Origin of the sequence: Pluralibacter sp. (genome assembly GCF_019237635.1) — a bacterium.
Classification (GTDB): domain Bacteria; phylum Pseudomonadota; class Gammaproteobacteria; order Enterobacterales; family Enterobacteriaceae; genus Enterobacter_B.
This window is the reverse complement of the sequence record NZ_JAFAGS010000182.1, coordinates 1-20,808: the sequence shown is the minus strand read 5'-3', so window position 1 is coordinate 20,808 and position 20,808 is coordinate 1. Positions and strand designations below refer to the sequence as shown.

Here is a 20,808-nt window from a genome sequence, read left to right as displayed (position 1 = left end):
AGTTTACGCCAGCATGTCTTTGTCGATGCCCAGGCGCTTCATTCGCGAAAGCAGGGTGGTGCGCTTGAGACCCAGACGTTGCGCGGCGCCTTTCGGTCCGGCGACCACGCCGTTGGTCTCTTTCAACACCCGCAGAATTTGCTGCGCCTCGTCTTCGCCATCGAGCGGTTTCTCCGCCGCCAGCATCGGCGTTTCAGTTTCGACGCTGATTTCCGGCAGCGAAAGTTGCAGTACGCTACCCCGGGTCAGGAGCACCGCCCGTTCAATCACGTTTTCCAGTTCGCGGACGTTGCCCGGCCACGCCATACGGCTCAGAGCGCGCAGAGTTTCCGCCGGAATACTGTCGATTTGCCGACCGAGACGGCGGGCGATTTTGGTGGTAAACGCCTTCACCAGCAGGGGAATGTCATCCGGCCTTTCGCGCAGTGGCGGCAGATGGATCGGAAACACGTTCAGGCGGTAATAGAGATCGCTGCGAAACTCGCGATCCGCCACCATTTTTTTCAGATCCCGGTTCGTGGCGGCGATCAGACGGACGTCGGTCTGGATGAGCTTATTGCTGCCAAGACGCTCAAACTCCTGCTCCTGCAGAACGCGCAGCAGCTTTGGCTGTAGCTCAAGCGGCATATCGCCGACCTCATCGAGAAACAGCGAGCTTTTATCCGCCAACTCAAAGCGGCCGACGCGCAGCGCGCTGGCGCCGGTAAAGGCACCGCGATCGTGACCGAAGAGGTCGCTTTCCAGCAGGCCTGCCGGCATGGCCGCACAGTTCATTTTCACCATCCGGCGGCCGTTGCGCCCGCTAAGATTATGGATGGCGCGGGCGATCAGCTCTTTACCGGTGCCAGTTTCACCGAGGATCAGCACCGTACTGTCGCTCTGGGCCACCATCTCCACCTGTTTAAGTACGCTGTACATCGCCTCGCTACGGCCAATGATTTCGCCAAATTCGCTGTCGACGTTGTTCAGTTGTTCGGTCAGGGCCAGGTTTTCATCGACCAGGCGCTCTTTCAGACGACGGATTTCCTGATAGGCCAGCGCGTTATCCACGGCAATCGACACGCGTTCGGCAATTTGGCGCAACAGTTTGAGGTTGACGGTGTTGAAAACTTTTTCATCGCACTGGGCGAGCTTCAGCACGCCGAGCATTTTGTCGCCCGACATCAGCGGCAACAGGCACAGGGTCTGCGGCTGACTGCCCCAACGGTTAAACAGCATCCGTTCATAGGGCGCAAGCGCATCGTCTTCATGCAGCTTCAGCAGCAGCATCTCTTTGTTTTTAAACACCCGCTCGCTGAGGGTACCGGCTTCGTCGACTTCGCTCTGGTCGTGAACAGGTTTGTTTTCGTCAAGATAATGGCTGGCGTAGATGTTCAGCTTGCCCTTGTGGTTGCTGCGCAACACGATGCTGATGGCATTAATGTTAAAATAGTGGTGGATCTCTTTAGCCACTTCACTTACCAGCTCATCAATATCAAGACGTGACAGCACGGCGTTAGTGATAGCCACCAGAATGCGGAAATTGTCGCGTTCGCGACACAGCAGAGAATAATCGGCGCTGTTGCTGGCTCTGCTCTGGTGCTGCTCGGTGACCACCGCCACAATCTGCGCCAGGGTGTGCAGGCGCTGGCGCTCTTTCCCGGTCCACGGGCGCGCGTCGTTGCGGATAAACTCGCAACCGCCGAAGATGCGGCCTTCTGCGGCGAGCGGCAGAAGGTAATACTGGGAGAAAGGGGAGTACAGCCCGCTTTCCGCCAACTGCGGCCACGCTTCGCTGAACTCATCATGATTGCAGTACAGCGCATCCGGGCGCGACAGCAGGCGGCGTATCGGGCCGTAGGCCAGCCAGGTCTCATCTTCGTACTCGATGGGGGCGCCTGGCTGCGCGCTGGCGTAATAGCGCGCGCGGTGGTTCTCCGGCTGCCAGAGGATGATTGCGGCGCTGTCTGCCAGCGAGGAATGTTTTACCAGCCGGGTCAACACCTCGCTGACGCCCGTCAGGTCGGTCTGCTGTAAAAGCGTCCGGGTGATGTCGAACAGCCCCTGCTGTCCGAGATCGCCCAAGGGGGTATATGACATTGCCATTATCCAAAAATGTTAGCAGATACGCGGCAGCGGCTCGGCGTGAGGCAGCTCAAGCGTGCGCTTCACGCCGTAAATCCCCGCCAGTCGTACGCCGCGGCGCTCGCACACTTCCCCGATAATCGCCGCGTCTCGCCCGAGCGGATGACTATGCAGCCGGGCCAGCACGTCGTCTGCCGCGTCGGCGGAAACGCCGATCACCAGCTTGCCCTCGTTAGCGAAATTCAGCGGATCAAGGCCCAGCAGTTCGCAGACGCCGCGCACCACAGGTTTGACCGGCAAGCGTGCTTCATGCAGCTCAATGCCGCAACCGCTCGCGGCGGCAAACTCATGGGCGACGGCGTTAACACCGCCGCGGGTCGCATCACGTAGCGCCTTAACGCCCGGAATATCGCGCAGCGTCTGGATAAGCGGCGTCAGTACGGCGCAGTCGCTCTGGAGTTCGCCTTCCAGTCCCAGCTGTTCACGCAGGTTCAAAATGGCGGCGCCGTGATCGCCCAGCGTGCCGCTCACCAGCAGCACATCGCCCGCCGTCAACTGTTGCGCGCCCCAGTGAACCGTCGCCGGGATCGCGCCGATCCCGGCGGTATTGATAAACAGCTTATCGGCAGCACCCCGCGGCACCACCTTGGTATCGCCAGTGACGATGGCGATGTTGGCCGCCGCCGCCGTCTGCGCCATGCTGGCGACGACCGTCTCCAGCGTGGCCATGTCCAGCCCTTCTTCCAGAATAAAACCGCAGGACAGGAAACGTGGGATGGCGCCGCTGACGGCGATGTCGTTGGCCGTACCGCAGATTGCCAGTTTGCCGATATCGCCGCCGGGGAAAAACAGCGGGTCGATAACGTAGCTGTCGGTGGAAAACGCCAGCCGGTCTCCGCTGGCCGTTAGCTGGGCGAGGTCAATGCGCGCCTGGTCTTCCTGTTCGGCAAGCCACGGGTTGGCGAAAGCCTGCATAAACAGGTCGTTTATCAGTTGCTGCATCGCCTGGCCGCCGCTGCCGTGCGCTATCTGAATGCTTTTCATGCGTTGTTTTCCTGACGTCGATATTGATACCACGCCGCGCAGGCTCCTTCCGAGGAGACCATCAGCGCGCCGAAGGCGCTTTGTGGGTTGCAGGTCGTGCCAAACAGCGGGCACTGGTGCGGCTTGCAGTGTCCGGTCAGCACGTCGCCGCAGCGCGCGTTAGGGTCATCGCATACGCGTTGCGGCGACGGGCGGAAATGCGCCTCGGCATCAAAATGCTGATAACCGGGGGTCAGATGTACGCCGGAGTCGTTGATAAGCCCGAGACCGCGCCATTCGCTATCGCCGTTGACGGTAAATACCTCGGCGATGGCGGCCTGCGCCAACCGGTTGCCTTCATCTGGCACCACCCGGCGATACTGGTTCTCGACCTGACTGTGACCCGCTATTTTCTGCTCAACGAGCATGCTTACGCCTTGCAGTAGATCAAGGGGTTCGAAACCAGCGACCACCAGCGGGCGTTTATAACGTCCGGCGATGAAACCATAAGCGTCGGTGCCTATGACCATGCTGACATGGCCCGGCGCCAGAAAAGCGTCAATACCGTTATCCGGCTGTTCTAACAGGCTTTGCAGCGTTGGAATGAGCGTGATGTGCTGGCAAAAGAAGAAGAAATTCGTCACGTTTTGCTGACGCGCCTGCTGTAGCGTAATGGCGGTAGCGGGCATGGTCGTTTCAAAGCCCAGGCCGAAAAAGACCACTTTGCGCTGCGGGTTCTGGCGCGCCAGCGTCAGGGCGTCCATCGGCGAGTAAACGACCCGCACGTCGGCGCCCCGCGCTTTTGCCTGCGTCAGCGAACCCTGCCTGCCGGGCACGCGCATCGCATCGCCGAAGGTACAGAAGATGACCTCCGGGTGGCTGGCGATTTCGATACAGGCGTCAATGCGTCCCATCGGCAGCACGCAGACCGGGCAGCCCGGGCCGTGGATAAATTCGATGTTTTCCGGCAGCAACTGGTCTAAGCCGAATTTAAAAATGGCATGGGTATGCCCGCCGCACACTTCCATAATGCGCAACGGAACCTCCGCGCTGTAGGGCAAGTGACTGGCGCGCTCCTGCAGGCTGGCGATAAGCTTCATTACCTGATCCGGGGCGCGGTATTCATCAACAAAGCGCATTATCGCTCCTCGCCGTACAGCAGAGCGCCGACATCCGGCTCGACCTCGAACATGTTTTGCAGCGCCTCAAGGGTATCGCGCGCCTCTTCTTCATTAATTACGCTCATGGCGAAGCCGACGTGAACCAGCACCCACTGCCCGAGGCGTGGCTGGCCGTGCTCATCGGCGGCGCCGACCAGCGTCAGGTCGACGTCGCGTTTGATGCCGTTGACGTCAACTTTCGCCAGTTGGCCGTCAATGGCGCAGATTTGCCCGGGAATGCCTATGCACATCGCTGCGTCTCCAGCCAGTTAAGCCAGGCATCCATCCCTTCGCCGTGGGTCGCGGACACCAGAATGACCTCCAGCGTCGGGTTCACTTCACGGGCGCAGGCGATGCATTTCTCCACGTCGAACTGCAGATACGGCAATAAATCAACTTTGTTCAGCAGCATCAGCGAGGCGGCGGCGAACATGTGGGGGTATTTCAGCGGTTTGTCCTCGCCCTCTGTCACCGAGAGCACGGCGACCTTGTGACGTTCGCCGAGGTCGAAACTGGCCGGACAGACCAGGTTGCCGACGTTTTCAATAAACAGGATGCCATTATCCGCCAGCGGTAGCCTGGGGGCGGCATCGGCAATCATCTGCGCATCCAGATGGCAGCCTTTGCCAGTATTGACCTGAATCGCCGGGGTACCGGTAGCGCGAATGCGGGCGGCATCGTTAATGGTTTGCTGATCGCCCTCAATCACCGCGCATGGCGTTTTTCCTTTCAGGCGCAGCAGGGTTTCCGTCAGCAGGGTGGTTTTACCGGAACCGGGGCTGGAGACCAGGTTCAGCACCAGCTGTTCGCGGGCGGCAAAGCGGGCGCGGTTACGCGCCGCCAACTGGTTGTTTTTATCCAGCACGTCGATTTCCACTTCCAGCATTTTGCGCTGGCTCATTCCCGGCGCATGGGTACCTGCTTCGCCGTGGCCGTAGTGCAGATCGCCTTGCGCCGACTGCTGCGGGCTGAAATCAGATTTTATGGCAGTGATGTGGATAGCCGGGCGTGTTGCCGGGGCGAAGGGCGCGCTGCGAAAGGCCGAGTGCGGGTTGCGCTCATCGCCTTCAATATACCGGTTGCCTTGCGCGCAACCACAGGTGGTACACATAACGGACTCCTGTTACTCGACTTCAATACGTTGGATCTGCAGGCCATCGTCGGCCACGATCCGTAATTCATTGCTCTGGCACTGCGGGCAGCGCCGGACGTGGGAAGAGATCAGATGTACGTACTGCTGGCAGGATGGGCACCAGCACTCCGCTTGCTGTTCCTCTATATGCAAAGTGCTGCCTTCGGCGATCGTGCCGCGACAGACCAGTTCGTAGCAAAACTCAAGCGCCGTGGGCTCTACGCAGGAGAATGCGCCGACTTTCAGCCAGATAGCCGTCACCCGCGATGCGCCGCTGCCGGTCGCTTGCTGTTCCACAATTTCCAGCGCCCGCTGGCAGAGCGTAATTTCGTGCATAACAGTCTCGGTTTCTCACTTTTTATAGCGCTATGCAAATAACAAGCCATTTTTCATTTTATTGATTTAATTGATAAAAAATGATTTCGACATCCTGGTGATGACATTTTTGACGTGGTGTCGCCACAAATGACGGCGACAGGGGGGGGAGGGGAAAAACGCCGATCGTCATAAACGTCGTCACCCTGTCGATGACACGCTGTCAATGCGACGATCTTATTTCAACCTATTGAATTTAATGTTTATTTCTTTATGGCATGAACATTGCTTAGCTGGCGGGAACATTTTATTCAGCGTCAGAGGAATTACCATGAACCGCTTTGTGATTGCGGATCCTCAGTGGTGCATCGGATGCAATACCTGCCTGGCAGCGTGCTCCGATGTCCACAAAGCACAGGGGCTACAGCAGCACCCCAGGCTTGAGATGGTGCGCACGGACGACAGCACGGCTCCCGTCGTGTGTCGCCATTGCGAAGACGCGCCCTGCAAGCGGGTGTGTCCGGTGAATGCCATCTCTTTTGAGGATGGCGGCGTGCAGCTCAATGAGAGTCTGTGTATTGGCTGCAAGCTATGCGGACTGGTCTGTCCGTTCGGTGCGATAACGCCAGCGGGCTCCACGCCGCTCAACGTGCCTGCTCAGTATCAACACGTTGTACCCGCGTCATTGTTAAGCGATGTTCCGGTGAGCCCGGACAACATGAACCCCTTCCTGAGCTGGAATGCAGGCGTTCGCAGCATTGCGGTGAAATGCGATCTCTGCCATTTCCTGCCGGAAGGACCCGCCTGCGTGCGTTCCTGCCCAACCCATGCGCTGCATCTTATCGACCCGCTATCGCTTGATGCTCAGGCAAAACAACGCAGGGCGCAAACGGCATTGTTGATGCCTGAGGTGTTGCCTGGTCTGGGGGAGAATAATTCATGAATTCACTGCATTTGTTGATGTGGTCGCTGGCGTTGTACGTCGTTGGCGGAGTGCTTTCTCTTCTGTTGCAAAGCAACGAGCGGCTCGCCATCCGCGTGGCGGCATGGTCCGCGATAGCGGGAGGGCTGCTGGGTCTTGGCTGCGCGCTGCCGGTGTTATTCAGCGGTGAAACGCTGAACTGGTGGGCGGCAGGTCCGTTCCCGTTCGCCGCCTTTAGCGTTCGTCTGGATAGTCTGGCGGCCTTCATGGTGATGGTCATTTCTCTGTTGGTCACGCTGTGCGCGCTCTACTCCTTGTCCTATATGCAGGAGTACCTGGGCAAAGGGGCGGCGGCCATGGGGTTCTTTATGAACCTGTTCATTGCCTCGATGGTGGGACTTGTGGTGATGGACAACGGTTTCTGGTTCATCATCCTGTTTGAAATGATGTCGCTGGCGTCATGGTTCCTGGTCATTGCCGATCAGAGTGAGGAATCGATTAAGGCGGGATTGCTCTACTTCTTTATCGCGCATGCTGGCTCGGTCCTGATCATGGTGGCCTTTTTCCTGATGTGGCGAGAAAGCGGCAGCCTGGATTTCGATACCTTCCGTCAGTTGCACCTTTCCCCGACAGTTTCCTCGCTGGTATTCCTGCTGGCGTTTTTGGGGTTTGGCGCCAAGGCCGGGATGCTGCCGCTGCACAGCTGGCTACCGCGCGCTCACCCGGCGGCACCTTCTCATGCTTCGGCGTTGATGTCCGGGGTGATGGTGAAAATCGGTATCTTCGGCATCATTAAAGTGGGCATCGATCTGCTGGGCGCCACCGAGAGCTGGTGGGGCGTTGTGGTGTTGGCGTTCGGCGCGGTTTCATCGGTGCTGGGCGTACTTTACGCCCTGGCTGAGCATGATATTAAGCGTCTGCTGGCGTGGCACACCGTCGAGAACATCGGCATCATCCTGATGGGGGTCGGCGTCGGCATGATTGGCATTGCCAGCCATCATCCTCTGCTCGCGGCGGTCGGTCTGCTGGGGGCATTGTTCCATTTACTCAACCATGCCTTGTTTAAAGGGCTGCTGTTTCTCGGCGCGGGCGCGGTGATTTTCCGCGTACATACCCGCGATATGGAGAAGATGGGCGGCCTCGCCAAACTGATGCCGTTGACCGGCGCGGCGTTTTTGATTGGCTGTATGTCTATTTCCGCCTTACCGCCGCTCAACGGTTTCGTGAGCGAATGGTTTACCTATCAGTCGTTGTTCACGCTGAGCCATGATGGCGATTTCGTCACCCGTCTGGCGGGACCGATCGCCATCGTCATGCTGGCTATTACGGGCGCGCTGGCGGCCATGTGCTTCGTTAAAGTCTATGGCATTAGTTTCTGCGGCGGCGCGCGCAGCGAACAGGCGGAGCACGCGCGTGAAGTGCCCTGGCCAATGACGACGGCGATGATCGTGATGGCGCTGCTCTGCGTGGCGCTGGGCGTTGGCGCCTCTTATGTCGCGCCGGTTCTGGCGCAGGTGGCGGTGTCATTAACGCATACGCCGGATCTACAGGTCGCGAACAACCTACTGCTGCAACCGGGTAGCAGTGCGCAGGCGATGCTCTCTCCGGCGATCTCCTTCCTGTTGCTGTTGGCGCTGCCGTTACTGCCGCTGGCGGTATGGTGGGCGCTGCGCGGCGAGCGCGGCGCGTTTCGTCGTCGCGGTGCGCCGTGGGCCTGTGGTTATGGCTGGGAAGAGGCCATGTCCGCGTCTGCCGGTAGCTTTACGCAACCTCTGCGGGTGATGTTCGCGCCGCTCTACCGGATGCGCAAGCAGCTCGACCCCTCCGCAGCGCTGGGCCGTAGTCTGACAAGGGTGACCGCGGGCGCGGCCGCCGTGGAGCCGTTCTGGGACGAGAAAATCATCTGGCCCCTGGTGCGTCTCTTTCAGCGAGCCGGTGCGGGGATACAGCGGATGCAGAGTGGGGATTTCCGCCTGTACTGCCTGTACGTGGTCGTGGCGTTGGTTGTTTTACTGCTGACCGTGGCGCTGTGAGGAGAGTGAGATGTTAATTCAACAAACGCCAGAGTGGGGAATGGGGTTGTTTGCCGTGTGTCAGGCGGCGGTTCTGCTGGCGCTGACGCCGCTGATGACCGGTATTTCCCGTCAGATTCGCGCCCGTATGCAGTCACGCCGTGGTCCTGGCATCCTTCAGGATTATCGCGATCTCGGCAAGTTGCTGAAACGCCAGCCTGTGGGGCCGGAGCAATCCGGCGCGATGTTCCGTCTGATGCCCTGGGTGTTGCTCAGCAGCATGCTGCTGGTGGCCATGGCCCTGCCGGTGTTCACGCAGACCTCGCCGTTTGGCGGCGCGGGCGACTTAATCACCCTGCTGTATCTGTTTGCGCTGTTTCGCTTTTTCTTTTCGCTCTCAGGGCTCGATAGCAGCAGCACGTTTGCAGGCATCGGCGCCAGCCGCGAGCTGACGCTCGGCATCCTGGTGGAACCCATTCTGATCCTCGGCTTGCTGGTGGTGGCGCTGATCGTCGGCTCCACCAACATCGGCACGATAAGCGCCACGCTGTCGCAGGGCTGGACATCGCCGCTGGCGATATTTATGGCGTTTCTGGCCTGCGGCTTCGCGGCGTTTATCGAGATGGGGAAAATTCCGTTCGATGTCGCCGAAGCGGAACAGGAGCTACAGGAAGGGCCGCTGACCGAGTATTCCGGTGCTGATTTTGCGCTGGTGAAATGGGGAATTGGCCTCAAGCAGGTCGTGGTGGCTGAAATGTTCCTCGCGGTTTTCTTGCCCTTCGGCAAGGCCGCAAGCATGACGGCATCTGCGCTACTGCTGGCGTTAGTCGTGACGGTCCTCAAACTGGTGGTGGTTTTTGTGCTTGCCTCGCTGGTGGAGAACTCGCTGGCGCGTGGACGTTTCCTGCTGACGCACAGGGTGACCTGGATGGGGTTTGGCGTCGCGGTTCTGGCCTTCGTCTTCTATTTTACTGGCCTGTAAGGAGCGCCATTAATGATGGAAAAATTAGCTCTGACGGCGCTGCTGGTACCGTTTATCGGCGCGCTGCTAACGGCCTGTGTACCTCAACGCGCGGCCAGACATCTCTGCACACTGTTCGCGCTGCTGGCAACGCTCGCGACCGTCGCGCTGGGCTGGATGTTTCTTGCTGGCGGTAAGGTCGCCGCCACCTGGACGCTAGCCAGCTATCACGGCGTCGCACTGTTTGGCTTTACCGTCGATCGTATCAGCACCCTGATTGTCTTTGCGGTGGTGTTCCTCGGATTTCTGGTCAGCCTCTATTCGACTGGCTATCTGACGACCGGCAACCGCGAGCACCCGCATGATGGCGGCAATCGTTATTACGCTTTCCTGCTTATCTTCATTGGCGCGATGGCGGGGCTGGTGCTGTCGTCCACGCTGCTCGGACAACTGTTGTTTTTCGAGATTACCGGCGGGTGTTCCTGGGCGCTGATTGGCTATTACCAGACGCCAAAATCTCAGCGCTCGGCGATGAAAGCGCTGTTGATAACGCATGTCGCCTCTCTGGGGCTGTATCTTGCCGCGGCCACGTTGTTCCTCAATACCGGGACGTTTGCCCTGAGCGCGTTAAGCCAGTTGAACGGCAGTGCGAGCATGGTCGTTTATGGCGGCATTTTGTTCGCGGCCTGGGGGAAATCCGCGCAGTTACCGCTTCAGGCATGGCTGCCGGATGCGATGGAAGCGCCGACGCCCGTCAGTGCTTATCTGCATGCCGCCTCAATGGTGAAAGTCGGAGTGTATATCTTTGCTCGCGCCATCCTTGATGGCGGTAACGTGCCGCATGTAATCGGTTGGGTCGGCGTCGTGATGGCGACGATTACCCTTATCTACGGTTTTATGATGTACCTGCCGCAGAAGGATATGAAACGCCTGCTGGCGTGGTCCACGATCACCCAATTAGCCTATATCTTCCTTGCGTTATCGCTGGCGGTGCTTGGCTCGAAGGAAGCCTTTGATGGTGGTATCGCATATATCTTTAACCACGCGTTTGCCAAGAGCTTGTTCTTCCTGGTGGCCGGTGCGTTCAGCTATAGCTGCGGTACCCGTTTGCTGCCGAAATTACGTGGCGTAATGAGCAAATCCCCTCTGCTGGGCATCGGTTTTTGCGTTGCAGCGCTGGCCATTGCCGGTGTTCCTCCGTTTAACGGTTTCTTCAGTAAATTCCCGATTTTCGCCGCCGGTTTTGCCCTCTCGGCGCACGACTGGATCCTCGCCCCCATCATGGTGCTGGTGCTGATTGAGTCCGTGGCGAGCTTCGCGTGGCTGATTTACTGGTTTGGGCGCGTCGTGCCTGGGGAGCCGAGCCCGGAAGTGGCGCAAATGGCGCCGTTGCCGATGGCGATGCGCATGGTGTTGGTCGTTCTGGTGGTCATGTCGCTGTGTTCGAGCGTCATCGCTGCCCTCTGGCTGAATTAAGGGAGTCGACGATGACTGGAGCCTTACTCGTTAATAATCTCGCCGGATTGATGATGGTGACGTCGCTACTGGTGATAGGTGCAAAGCATCCGCGCAATTCCTGCTGGTTTTACGCGCTACAGTCGCTGGTGCTGGTGCTGATTTTTTTCACGCTGTCGCGAACTCTGGACTCTGAACAACTGCTGATGTGGTCGTTCAGCGCCCTGCTGACCAAAGTCATTCTGGTCCCCGTCATTATGGGGTTTGCCTTCCGTAAGCTGGCCGACCCGCAGGCGGATGTCAGCCTGATTGGTCCCGCCATGCTGATGGTCGCCGCGGCCGTCATTGTGGTGTTGTGTTGGTTTGTCGTGCGTCCGGTGACGCTACCGTTGTTGCATGACCTGAAACCGGCGCTGGCGGTGGCGTTAGGTCATTTTTTGTTGGGACTGCTGTGCATTGTTACCCAGCGCAACATTCTCAAGCAGGTGTTCGGCTACTGCCTGATGGAAAACGGTTCGCATCTGGTCCTGGCGCTGTTGGCGAATAAAGCCCCTGAACTGGTAGAAATTGGTATCGCCACGGATGCCATTTTTGCGGTGATTGTCATGGTGCTGCTGGTGAGAAAAATTTGGCGCACGCTCGGCACGCTGGATGTCTCCCAACTGACGGCGCTGAAGGGATAACACAATGAGTCATACTGCTATTTTTACCTTATTGTTATTGACGCCGCTGGTGTTCTCCTTGCTGGCATTCGCGTGTCAGCTGCTGGGTTGTGCCGCACGCGCCATGGTCACGCTGTTTCACGGTGTCGGTATTGTCGCGCTGCTGGGCGTGACGCTGTATGCCGTCAACATCGTCGCAAGTCAGGGGGAGATGTTCTCCAATAATCTGTGGCTGCATGTTGATAGTCTGAGTGCGTTGTTCCTCGCCATTCTCGGGGTGATCGGTTTTCTTACCGGCCTCTACTCCATGGGCTATATGCGCCATGAGGTTGATGAAGGGGAGATATCGGTCGCGACGCTGTGTCACTACTACGGCTTTTTCCATCTGTTTCTCTTCACCATGATGCTGGTGGTGACCAGCAACAACCTGATTGTCATGTGGGCGGCGATTGAAGCCACGACCCTGAGTTCTGCGTTTCTGGTGGGCATATACGGGCAGCGTTCTTCGCTGGAAGCGGCATGGAAGTACATCATTATCTGTACGGTTGGTGTCGCATTCGGTCTGTTTGGCACCATCCTGGTGTATGCCAACGCGGCGAGTTTTATGCCCGACGCCAGTCAGGCTATTTTCTGGAGTGAAGTGCTCAAACACGCCAGCCAACTCGATCCTACCCTGATGCACCTGGCCTTCGTGTTCGTGCTCATTGGGTTTGGCACGAAAACCGGTTTGTTTCCGATGCATGCCTGGCTCCCGGATGCTCACAGTGAAGCGCCAAGCCCTACCAGTGCGCTGCTCTCGGCGGTGTTGCTCAACTGCGCGTTGCTGGTGATTGTGCGTTTTTACATCATTATCAGCGAGGCGATCGGCCCGCAGTTCCCCAGTACCTTGCTTATCGTGTTCGGTCTGCTTTCGGTCGCGGTTGCCGCGTTCTTTATTCTCGTGCAGCAGGACGTGAAGCGTCTGTTGGCATATTCGAGCGTAGAAAACATGGGGCTGATTGCCGTGGCGCTGGGCATTGGCGGGCCGCTGGGCGTGCTGGCGGCGCTGTTGCACACCCTCAATCACAGCCTCGCGAAAACCCTGCTGTTTTGCGGCTCTGGTAACGTGCTGCTTAAGTACGGCACCCGCGACCTTCGCGTTGTGCGCGGCATGCTTAAGCTGATGCCGTTTAGCGCCGTCTTGCTGGCTGGCGGCGCGCTGGCGCTGGGCGGGATGCCGCCGTTCAACATTTTTCTGAGCGAATTTATGACCGTTACCGCCGGGCTGAAGGCCGGGCACTTGTGGCTGACCATCGGCCTGCTGTTGCTGCTGACGGTCGTGTTGGGGGGACTGGTGAGGATGGTGGCGTGCCTGCTGTTCGGCACGGCGCCTGAAGCCACGAGTCGTGGCGAACTGGGGCTGCTCACCACGCTGCCGATGGCCATCTTGCTGGTGCTGATGCTGGTGATGGGGACGCATATTCCGCAGCCGGTCAGCCGTCTTCTGGAAAACGCAGTGACGGTCGTCATGAACAAGACGTCGTCGCAAGACTTTCAGTGGCCGTGGGCTGTCCAGACCACGTCTTCCACTAACCACAGTGATTGCACTCGCGAGTGTACGGGAGAAATGAAGTGAGTTATCAAGATTATATGAACGGTCTCGCGCAGGGCGATGTACGTGGTGTTGCTTATCTGGCGGCCGTCCGAGAGAAATTCCCCGGCGCGGTGCTTGATGAGGAGCGCCAGACGGCCGATCAGGTGACGATTACTGTCAAAATTAACCGGTTGCCGGATATTGTCGAGTTTCTTTACTACCAGTGCGGTGGGTGGCTGCCGGTATTGTTTGGCAACGATGAACGGACGCTCAACGGTCATTTCGCCGTGTACTACGCGCTGTCGATGGAAGAGGGCGAGAAGTGCTGGGTGGTAGTGAAAGCGTTGGTCGGAAATTCTCTGGAGTTTCCATCCGTGACGCCGCGTGTCCCTGCGGCGGTATGGGGAGAGCGGGAAATCCGCGATATGTATGGGTTGAAGCCGGTTGGCCTGCCGGACGAGCGGCGTCTGGTGCTCCCCGATGACTGGCCGGATGAAATGTATCCGTTGCGTAAGGACGCAATGGACTACCGCCAGCGCCCGGTACCGACAACAGAAACGGAAACCTATCCGTTTATCAACGATGGCGATAGCAAGGCTCGGGTTGTCCCGATTGGTCCTTTGCATATCACCTCGGATGAACCGGGCCATTTCCGCCTGTTCGTGGATGGCGAGCAGATTGTCGATGCGGATTACCGTCTGTTCTATGTTCATCGCGGGATGGAGAAGCTGGCGGAAACCCGCATGGGGTATAACGAAGTCACGTTTCTCTCCGATCGCGTGTGCGGCATTTGCGGGTTTGCCCATAGCGTCGCCTATGCGACCTCGGTTGAAAACGCCCTGGGCATTGTGGTGCCGCAGCGCGCGCATACCATTCGTTCCGTTCTGCTCGAAGTGGAACGTCTGCACAGCCATCTGCTGAATATTGGCCTCTCCAGCCACTTTGTGGGTTTTGATACCGGTTTTATGCAGTTCTTCCGCGTACGTGAAAAGTCGATGACGATGGCGGAACTGCTTACCGGTTCGCGCAAAACGTACGGTCTTAACCTGATTGGCGGTATTCGTCGCGATATTCTCAAAGAGCAACGAATCAAGACGCTGCAGCTGGTTCGCGAGATGCGCGCCGAGGTGAGCGAACTGGTGGACATGCTGCTGTCGACGCCAAATATCGCCCAGCGTACCCAGGGGGTTGGCGTTCTCGACCGTCAGGTTGCCCGTGATTACAGCCCGGTTGGGCCGCTCATTCGCGGTAGCGGATTTAAACGCGATATGCGTTTCGATCACCCCTATGCGGACTATGGCAATCTGCCCAAAACCCTGTTTGCGTATGACGGTGGCGATGTGTTCTCCCGGGTGATGGTGCGTGTCAAAGAGACCTTTGACTCACTGGCGATGATCGAATACGCGCTGGAAACCATGGCTGAGGGGCCTTTACTCACCGAAGGCTTTACCTATCAGCCGCATAAATTCGCGCTCGGTTATGTGGAAGCGCCGCGCGGGGAGGATGTGCACTGGAGCATGCTTGGCGACAATCAGAAGCTGTTCCGCTGGCGTTGTCGTGCCGCGACTTACGCCAACTGGCCGGTGCTGCGCTACATGCTGCGTGGGAATACGGTTTCTGATGCGCCGCTGATTATCGGCAGCCTCGACCCGTGCTACTCCTGTACTGACCGCGTGACATTGGTGGATGTCCGCAAACGCAAGTCCACGACGGTGCCTTACAAAGAAATAGAACGTTATGGCATTGAACGTACCTTGTCACCGCTTAAGTAAGGATTGAACGATGTTGAAATTGTTTAAAACCATCCTGAAAGCGGGGGAGCCAACGGTAAAATATCCGTTCAAACCGCTGGAGGTGTGCCCGGGTTTTCGCGGAAAACCCGAGCTGGATCCCCAACAGTGCATCGCCTGCGGCGCGTGCACGATGGCGTGTCCGGCTAACGCGCTTACCATGGAAACGCATCCGGAAAGCAATGAGCGTATCTGGCAACTGTTCATTGGCCGCTGCATTTTCTGTGGGCGCTGCGAAGAGGTTTGTCCGACCAGGGCGATTCGCCTGTCGGAAGATTTCGAACTGGCGGTGACCAACAAAGCCGATCTCTATGTCAACGCCGTGTTTCGCCTGCAACATTGCGTGGCGTGCCAGCAGCCGTTTACCCCGGAGAAATCGGTACGCTATGCCGTCGAGTTGTTGCGTCAGTCAGGCATGAGCGATGAGGCGCTCGAAGGGATGGCCGCGCAGTTTTCGACGTGCCCTGCCTGCAAACGCAAGCAAGCGATAAGCTGCCACGAGAAGCGAACCCTCAGTTTTGCCGTTGTGGAGAAACGTCATGAACACCTTTAACCATCATGTCAGCCAGCCCATCGCGCTGTCTGATGATGCGGCACGGATGAAGCAAACGTTGCTCAAAGACATTAAGCGTTCCGCCTATGTCTATCGGGTGGACTGCGGCGGGTGCAACGGCTGCGAAATTGAGATTTTCTCGGCCATTACGCCGGTATTTGATGCCGAGCGTTTTGGGATTAAAGTCGTGGCATCCCCACGGCATGCCGATATTCTGCTGTTTACCGGCGCGGTGACCCGCGCCATGCGCGTTCCGGCGCTGCGTGCCTATGCGTCGGCGCCGGATCCGAAAATCTGTATCTCCTATGGTGCCTGCGGCGTCGGCGGCGGGATTTTCCACGACCTTTACTGCGTGTGGGGCGGCAGCGACACGATCGTGCCCATCGATGTGTGGATCCCCGGTTGCCCGCCAACGCCGGCGGCGACAATCCACGGTTTTGCCGTGGCGCTGGGGCTACTGGATCAGAAGCTGAAAGGTGTTGAACATGTACAGGGCGCAGACGAAAAACCGGCGCTGATTCTGCCAGATATTCCGCTGACGCTGCGGGTCGCCGTTGAGCGTGAAGCTCGTCGGATGGCGGGCTATCGTCAGGGCGGCGATATCAGCCATCGCTTTCTGACCTTATTACAGCATCAGGATGTTGGCGCAGTGGAGGCGTGGTTGAAGCAGGAGCATGATCCACGGCTGTCAGAAATCGTGCACCGTCTGTCCGCGGTGGTTGCCGGGGAGGTGGTCGCGTGAGTGAAACTGCAAAGGTCACGTTCTGGTCGCTGCGACAGAAGTTTGTCGACTGCGATGAGGATATGCCCGCGGAGAGCCAGCAGGTGATGTATTACTCGCTGGCGATTGGTCACCATGTGGGAATGATCGACTGTCTGAAAAATGAACTGGAATGCCCCTTCGAAGGCTACATCGAGTGGCTGGCTCGCTTACCGGAAGGGGAAGGGCATCGTAAGCTGCGAGGCCTGCTGACCTTTGGCGAAATCACGATTGATTCTACCCACACATCGTTGCTGGCGAATACGCTGTCAGCCGTCAGCCAGCATGGCGATGAGCCGTTTAAAAGCTGGAGTCTGCGGCTGATCGCGCTGTTAGGTGAAATTGAGCGTGAACCGGCTATCTATCTGATTGTGAGACGACAGATGGCATAAGTCTCCACGGGAGGCTTTCATAGCTCCCGTGTATTGATTCCCAGACGCTGCATTCGTGATAGCAGGGTGGTGCGCTTGAGTCCCAGCTTTTTCGCCGCCCCCTTCGGCCCGGCAACGATGCCGTTGGCTTGCCGAAGCGCGGCCAGGATCCGCTGTCTCTCATCGTCGTCCTTTTCCGGCGTCTTAGGGTTGAACATGGGCGGCAATTTAAGCGTGGAAGGACGAGGTGCGGCGGATTCAGGGGCTGACGCGGGCTGTAAATCGTTTACCTGCACGTTCAGCGTATTGCCCTGGGTCAGGATAACCGCCCGCTCAATGACGTTCTGCAATTCACGGACGTTTCCCGGCCACGCGTAACGACACAGCGCCTGCAATGCCGCGGCAGGGATAGTATCAATGGTTTTGTTCATGCGCGTTGCAAGCTTGTGAGTGAACCAGGTGGCGAGCAGAGGTATGTCTTCCGGGCGTTCACGCAGCGGTGGGACGACGATGGGGAAGACGTTGAGGCGATAAAAAAGATCGCTGCGAAAGCTCTTGTCCTGCACCATCTGCTGCAGGCTGCGGTTCGTGGCGGTCACGACCCGCACATTGACCGGGATAACCCGGCTGCCTCCCAGCCGTTCGACCTCTCGCTCCTGAAGTACGCGCAAGAGCTTCGGCTGGAGCTCCAGCGGCATGTCGCCGATTTCATCGAGGAAGAGCGTGCCGCCTTCCGCCATTTCAAAACGGCCAATATGCGTACCGACCGCACCGGTAAAGGCCCCTTTTTCATGCCCGAACAGGTCGCTTTCTAACAGACTGGCCGGGATCGCGGCGCAGTTGATTTTGATTAATGGGTTGTCCGCCCGCTGGCTCAGTTTGTGGATAGCCCTGGCGATAAGCTCTTTTCCGGTTCCGGTTTCCCCGAGCAGCAGCACGGAACTGTCGCTCGTGGCGACCAGCTCCACCTGGCGCAGCAGGTTTTTCATCGCCGTGCTCTGGAAAATAATATCGTCAAGACTTTCGACATTCTGCAACTGCTCAGTAAGCCAGATATTCTCCTGCTTGAGCGAATCTTTCAGGCGGGTTATCTCATTCCAGGCGTTGGCGTTATCAACGGCGATACTAATGCGTGAAGCGATTTGCCCCAATAACGAACAGACGGCGGGGGTAAAGGCGCCAGCGTCAGTATGGGCGAGAATCAATATGCCCGGTGAATGAGCGTTGAACGTCAGCGGAAACAGCAAGGCTGCCTGCATGCCAGAGGTATATAAATCCTTCAAAAGCGGATCGGTCGTCTCGGCTGTCAGCACGACGGCCTGAGGTTGGTCATTGTCCAGCATCTTTTTGATATCGCTGTCTGCAACGGGATATTCTTTCTGCTGACAATAATGTGGGTTGTCGTTATTCCAGACACAGGTTATTACCGGAAAAACGTGTTGGTTATCGTTATCGAAAAAGGCGATAGCGACGGAAGGAATAGCAAAAAAACGATGAATGTCCTGGGAGATGGCGCTGACCAGTCCCTCACGATTAAGATGCGCCAGCACAGAGTTCGTGATATCCACCAGAATGCGATATTCGTCGCGCTCGTCTTTTAATTGATGGAAAAACTCCAGCAGTTCCGGTTTGACGCCAGAGTTGATCATGGCAATCAACTGGTTATTCCACTCTGCATTTGTAATAGGAACCGTTCTTATTTTCCTGCCGGACATCTTTTTTACTTCATTCATCTCTTCAGCCTGTTCTGTTGGGATGACTGGCGCATTGATTACGCCAGTAATGCCATGTGAGATCAGTATTTTCGGGCTTTATGCAATATAAGATATTCGGCACTGGAGTTTCGTTGATATCAACAGGTAATTTGTTCATTCAGGTTTTGTGACGGGAGAAAATTGTGAACAGTGTTTTGCTCTGCGTGGGCAACAGCATGATGGGCGACGACGGCGCCGGACCGCTGCTGGCGGAAATGTGCACTGCCCAACCCCAGGGGTCATGGCAGGTTTTCGACGGTGGTAGTGCCCCGGAGAACGAGGTGGCCGCCATTCGGGAACTGCGTCCGGACCGGTTGCTGATTGTCGACGCCACAGAGATGGGGCTCAACCCGGGTGAGATCCGCATCGTTGAGCCTGACGATATCGCCGAAATGTTTATCATGACGACCCACAATATGCCGCTGAACTATCTGGTCGATCAGCTCAAAGAGGACGTCGGTGAGGTGATTTTTCTGGGGATTCAGCCGGATATCGTCGGTTTTTATTATCCGATGACGCCGAAAATCAAAGAGGCGGTGGCGCTGGTGTATTCGCGGCTTGCCGGGTGGACTGGAAACGGCGGTTTTCTGCCGCTCTGAACCGTGCCGGGCAAGCATGGCGTCGCCCGGCAAAACACACTACGCTAAATCCGCACCGTTACTCGCAATCACCTTCTTATACCACCAGAACGATTTCTTGCGTTTTCTGTCCAGCGTACCGTTACCCGCGTCATCGCGATCGACATACACAAAACCATAGCGCTTGCTCATCTCGCCGGTCGAGGCCGATACCAGGTCGATACAGCCCCAGGTGGTGTAACCGATAAGCGGCACGCCGTCGTCAATGGCCTCGCCCATCGCCTGAATATGCTCGCGCAGATAGGCGATACGGTAGTCGTCGTTGATCTCGCCGTTGGCTTCCACCACATCCTTCGCGCCAAGCCCGTTCTCCACCAGAAACAGCGGTTTCTGATAGCGGTCGTACATCATGTTCATGGTGATTCTCAGGCCGAGCGGGTCAATGCCCCAGCCCCATTCACTGGCGTTGATGTACGGGTTTTTCAGCGATTTCACCACGTTGGCCGCGCTGGTGTTCTGGCTGTTCATTTCCGCAGAAGCGCAGCGGGAAGCGTAGTAGCTAAAGGAGACGAAATCGACGGTGTTTTTCAGGATGTCGTCATCCTCGGGCGCTTTGTCGATTTCTATCCCTTTTTCGCGAAACACGCGGGCCGAATACGCCGGGTACGCGCCGCGGGCCTGCACATCGATAAAGAAGAGATTTTCCCGGTCTTTTTCCAGTGCTGCCCAGACATCTTCCGGCTTGCAGGACCAGGGGTAAAAATTACCGCCTGCCAGCATACAGCCTACCTGGTTTTGCGGGTTAACCTCGTGGGCGATGCGGGTCGCAAGGGCGCTGGCCACCAGTTCGTGGTGCGCGGCCTGGTATTTTACCTGATCCTGATTTTCTCCCTCTTCGAACACCAGCCCGGCGCCGGAGAAGGGGCTGTGCAGCATGATGTTGATTTCATTAAAGGTGAGCCAGTATTTCACCAGCCCGTCAAACGCTTCAAAGCAGGTGCGGGCATAGCGGGTGAAAAACTCAACCATCCGACGGTTGCGCCAGGAGCCGTACTCCACGACCAGATGCATCGGCACGTCGAAATGGCAAAGCGTGACCAGCGGCTCGATATGGTATTTTTTGCACTCTTCAAACAGCGCGCGGTAAAACGCAATACCCTCCGGGTTCGGCGTGAGCTCGTCGCCTTTCGGGTAGATTCGGCTCCAGGCGATGGAGGTGCGAAAGACCGTAAAGCCCATCTCCGCCATCAGCGCGATATCTTCCTTATAGCGATGATAGAAATCGATAGCCTGATGGCTGGGGTAAAACTCGTCGTCGCGCAGGGTAAAGCGCTTTTCCAGGCCCAACTTCACCGGCAGGCGCCCGGCGCCGTGCGGGAGAGTATCGACGGTGGTTAACCCCTTTCCGCCCTCCTGCCATGCGCCTTCAGACTGGTTGGCGGCTAGTGCGCCGCCCCATAAAAATCCTTGCGGAAAACTCGACATGCGTTACCTCGCGAATCAATGTCAGGAATTAGCAGGCGTCGTGACGCCCTGCGCGCGGCGGGCATCCGCCGCGTCTTGTTCAACAGGAATGTCCTCAAAGCCCAGCAGCAGGGTCAGGACAAACGAGAGCACTACCGCCAGCGCCATGACCCCAAAGACCCAGACGATGCTCATCGGGTTGGCCGGGTCGAAGAACTGCACGCTGGTGAAAAGCCCGGGCGCCGCCATCGAGTGGCTG

Annotated in this window: 19 protein-coding genes and 1 pseudogene; 11 read left to right on the top strand and 9 right to left on the bottom strand. The window is 57.7% G+C overall.

Annotation, left to right across the window (positions count from 1 at the left end; translation table 11 throughout):
• Positions 1 to 3: 3 nt before the first annotated feature.
• Genes flhA through hypA form a run of 6 tightly spaced genes read right to left on the bottom strand, consistent with a single transcriptional unit; the run spans position 4 to position 5,715 of the window.
• Positions 4 to 2,079: a formate hydrogenlyase transcriptional activator FlhA gene (flhA, locus tag JO226_RS21575; protein ID WP_296407273.1), complete on the bottom strand. Its 2,076-nt coding sequence runs from the start codon at positions 2,077 to 2,079 to the stop codon at positions 4 to 6.
• 18 nt (positions 2,080 to 2,097) lie between these two features.
• Positions 2,098 to 3,108, bottom strand: coding sequence for a hydrogenase expression/formation protein HypE (gene hypE / locus JO226_RS21570; RefSeq protein WP_296407272.1), 1,011 nt, complete (start codon positions 3,106 to 3,108; stop codon positions 2,098 to 2,100).
• A complete protein-coding gene (gene hypD / locus JO226_RS21565; protein ID WP_296407270.1) occupies positions 3,105 to 4,226 on the bottom strand; it encodes a hydrogenase formation protein HypD in 1,122 nt (373 codons plus the stop codon). Before hypD ends, hypE begins: the two co-directional genes overlap by 4 nt.
• Positions 4,226 to 4,498, bottom strand: a complete 273-nt coding sequence (locus tag JO226_RS21560; protein ID WP_296407267.1) for a HypC/HybG/HupF family hydrogenase formation chaperone — start codon at positions 4,496 to 4,498, stop codon at positions 4,226 to 4,228. The genes hypD and JO226_RS21560 overlap by 1 nt, the downstream gene beginning before the upstream one ends.
• Positions 4,489 to 5,358, bottom strand: coding sequence for a hydrogenase nickel incorporation protein HypB (hypB, locus tag JO226_RS21555; protein WP_296407265.1), 870 nt, complete (start codon positions 5,356 to 5,358; stop codon positions 4,489 to 4,491). Before hypB ends, JO226_RS21560 begins: the two co-directional genes overlap by 10 nt.
• Before the next feature lie 12 nt (positions 5,359 to 5,370).
• Positions 5,371 to 5,715 (bottom strand): hydrogenase maturation nickel metallochaperone HypA, encoded by a 345-nt coding sequence (hypA, locus tag JO226_RS21550; RefSeq protein ID WP_296407263.1) that lies wholly within the window; start codon positions 5,713 to 5,715, stop codon positions 5,371 to 5,373.
• 310 nt (positions 5,716 to 6,025) lie between these two features.
• On the opposite strand from hypA, the gene JO226_RS21545 reads away from it, so the two are divergent.
• Genes JO226_RS21545 through JO226_RS21500 form a run of 10 tightly spaced genes read left to right on the top strand, consistent with a single transcriptional unit; the run spans position 6,026 to position 16,774 of the window.
• Complete coding sequence (locus JO226_RS21545) at positions 6,026 to 6,637, top strand: 4Fe-4S dicluster domain-containing protein (protein WP_296407261.1); 612 nt, start codon at positions 6,026 to 6,028, stop codon at positions 6,635 to 6,637.
• Positions 6,634 to 8,649: a hydrogenase 4 subunit B gene (hyfB, locus tag JO226_RS21540; protein ID WP_296407259.1), complete on the top strand. Its 2,016-nt coding sequence runs from the start codon at positions 6,634 to 6,636 to the stop codon at positions 8,647 to 8,649. The genes JO226_RS21545 and hyfB overlap by 4 nt, the downstream gene beginning before the upstream one ends.
• Before the next feature lie 10 nt (positions 8,650 to 8,659).
• Positions 8,660 to 9,610, top strand: a complete 951-nt coding sequence (locus JO226_RS21535; RefSeq protein ID WP_296407257.1) for a respiratory chain complex I subunit 1 family protein — start codon at positions 8,660 to 8,662, stop codon at positions 9,608 to 9,610.
• Between the two features lie 12 nt (positions 9,611 to 9,622).
• A complete protein-coding gene (locus JO226_RS21530) occupies positions 9,623 to 11,065 on the top strand; it encodes a hydrogenase 4 subunit D (RefSeq protein WP_296407255.1) in 1,443 nt (480 codons plus the stop codon).
• An 11-nt stretch (positions 11,066 to 11,076) separates the two neighbouring features.
• Entirely contained in the window at positions 11,077 to 11,727 is a 651-nt protein-coding gene (hyfE, locus tag JO226_RS21525; RefSeq protein ID WP_296407253.1) for a hydrogenase 4 membrane subunit, read from the top strand.
• A gap of 4 nt (positions 11,728 to 11,731) precedes the next feature.
• Positions 11,732 to 13,321, top strand: coding sequence for a hydrogenase 4 subunit F (locus tag JO226_RS21520; protein WP_296407251.1), 1,590 nt, complete (start codon positions 11,732 to 11,734; stop codon positions 13,319 to 13,321).
• Positions 13,318 to 15,051 (top strand): NADH-quinone oxidoreductase subunit C, encoded by a 1,734-nt coding sequence (locus JO226_RS21515; protein WP_367273574.1) that lies wholly within the window; start codon positions 13,318 to 13,320, stop codon positions 15,049 to 15,051. Before JO226_RS21520 ends, JO226_RS21515 begins: the two co-directional genes overlap by 4 nt.
• A 10-nt stretch (positions 15,052 to 15,061) precedes the next feature.
• Entirely contained in the window at positions 15,062 to 15,622 is a 561-nt protein-coding gene (hyfH, locus tag JO226_RS21510; RefSeq protein WP_296407249.1) for a hydrogenase 4 subunit H, read from the top strand.
• Entirely contained in the window at positions 15,609 to 16,364 is a 756-nt protein-coding gene (locus JO226_RS21505) for an NADH-quinone oxidoreductase subunit B family protein (protein WP_296407247.1), read from the top strand. The genes hyfH and JO226_RS21505 overlap by 14 nt, the downstream gene beginning before the upstream one ends.
• Positions 16,361 to 16,774: a formate hydrogenlyase maturation HycH family protein gene (locus JO226_RS21500; RefSeq protein WP_296407246.1), complete on the top strand. Its 414-nt coding sequence runs from the start codon at positions 16,361 to 16,363 to the stop codon at positions 16,772 to 16,774. Before JO226_RS21505 ends, JO226_RS21500 begins: the two co-directional genes overlap by 4 nt.
• Before the next feature lie 17 nt (positions 16,775 to 16,791).
• Here JO226_RS21500 and JO226_RS21495 read toward each other — a convergent pair whose 3' ends face one another.
• On the bottom strand, positions 16,792 to 18,402 hold the full coding sequence (locus JO226_RS21495; protein ID WP_296407240.1) for a sigma 54-interacting transcriptional regulator: 1,611 nt from the start codon (positions 18,400 to 18,402) through the stop codon (positions 16,792 to 16,794).
• A gap of 248 nt (positions 18,403 to 18,650) precedes the next feature.
• Here JO226_RS21495 and hycI point away from each other — a divergent pair, with 248 nt between their 5' ends.
• The gene (gene hycI, locus JO226_RS21490) at positions 18,651 to 19,106 is read left to right on the top strand and encodes a hydrogenase maturation peptidase HycI (protein ID WP_296407237.1); all 456 of its coding nucleotides are present in this window, start codon (positions 18,651 to 18,653) and stop codon (positions 19,104 to 19,106) included.
• A 39-nt stretch (positions 19,107 to 19,145) separates the two neighbouring features.
• Here the strand turns inward: hycI and JO226_RS21485 are convergent, their stop codons facing one another.
• Both JO226_RS21485 and JO226_RS21480 read right to left on the bottom strand, forming a co-directional pair.
• On the bottom strand, positions 19,146 to 20,570 hold the full coding sequence (locus tag JO226_RS21485; protein WP_296407236.1) for a 6-phospho-beta-glucosidase: 1,425 nt from the start codon (positions 20,568 to 20,570) through the stop codon (positions 19,146 to 19,148).
• 21 nt (positions 20,571 to 20,591) lie between these two features.
• Positions 20,592 to 20,808 (bottom strand): annotated as a pseudogene (locus JO226_RS21480) (PTS cellobiose/arbutin/salicin transporter subunit IIBC); the annotation flags it as partial.

What these genes read in the sequence shown, in the direction of transcription:
- JO226_RS21535 (WP_296407257.1), top strand. Translation starts at nt 8,660, where the DNA reads ATGTTAATTCAACAAACGCCAGAGTGGGGAATGGGGTTGTTTGCCGTG.
- JO226_RS21505 (WP_296407247.1), top strand. Translation starts at nt 15,609, where the DNA reads ATGAACACCTTTAACCATCATGTCAGCCAGCCCATCGCGCTGTCTGAT.
- JO226_RS21520 (WP_296407251.1), top strand. Translation starts at nt 11,732, where the DNA reads ATGAGTCATACTGCTATTTTTACCTTATTGTTATTGACGCCGCTGGTG.
- hyfH (WP_296407249.1), top strand. Translation starts at nt 15,062, where the DNA reads ATGTTGAAATTGTTTAAAACCATCCTGAAAGCGGGGGAGCCAACGGTA.
- JO226_RS21560 (WP_296407267.1), bottom strand. Translation starts at nt 4,498, where the DNA reads ATGTGCATAGGCATTCCCGGGCAAATCTGCGCCATTGACGGCCAACTG.
- hyfE (WP_296407253.1), top strand. Translation starts at nt 11,077, where the DNA reads ATGACTGGAGCCTTACTCGTTAATAATCTCGCCGGATTGATGATGGTG.
- JO226_RS21485 (WP_296407236.1), bottom strand. Translation starts at nt 20,570, where the DNA reads ATGTCGAGTTTTCCGCAAGGATTTTTATGGGGCGGCGCACTAGCCGCC.
- hypE (WP_296407272.1), bottom strand. Translation starts at nt 3,108, where the DNA reads ATGAAAAGCATTCAGATAGCGCACGGCAGCGGCGGCCAGGCGATGCAG.
- hyfB (WP_296407259.1), top strand. Translation starts at nt 6,634, where the DNA reads ATGAATTCACTGCATTTGTTGATGTGGTCGCTGGCGTTGTACGTCGTT.
- flhA (WP_296407273.1), bottom strand. Translation starts at nt 2,079, where the DNA reads ATGTCATATACCCCCTTGGGCGATCTCGGACAGCAGGGGCTGTTCGAC.
- JO226_RS21545 (WP_296407261.1), top strand. Translation starts at nt 6,026, where the DNA reads ATGAACCGCTTTGTGATTGCGGATCCTCAGTGGTGCATCGGATGCAAT.
- JO226_RS21530 (WP_296407255.1), top strand. Translation starts at nt 9,623, where the DNA reads ATGATGGAAAAATTAGCTCTGACGGCGCTGCTGGTACCGTTTATCGGC.
- hypB (WP_296407265.1), bottom strand. Translation starts at nt 5,358, where the DNA reads ATGTGTACCACCTGTGGTTGCGCGCAAGGCAACCGGTATATTGAAGGC.
- hypA (WP_296407263.1), bottom strand. Translation starts at nt 5,715, where the DNA reads ATGCACGAAATTACGCTCTGCCAGCGGGCGCTGGAAATTGTGGAACAG.
- hypD (WP_296407270.1), bottom strand. Translation starts at nt 4,226, where the DNA reads ATGCGCTTTGTTGATGAATACCGCGCCCCGGATCAGGTAATGAAGCTT.
- JO226_RS21495 (WP_296407240.1), bottom strand. Translation starts at nt 18,402, where the DNA reads ATGATCAACTCTGGCGTCAAACCGGAACTGCTGGAGTTTTTCCATCAA.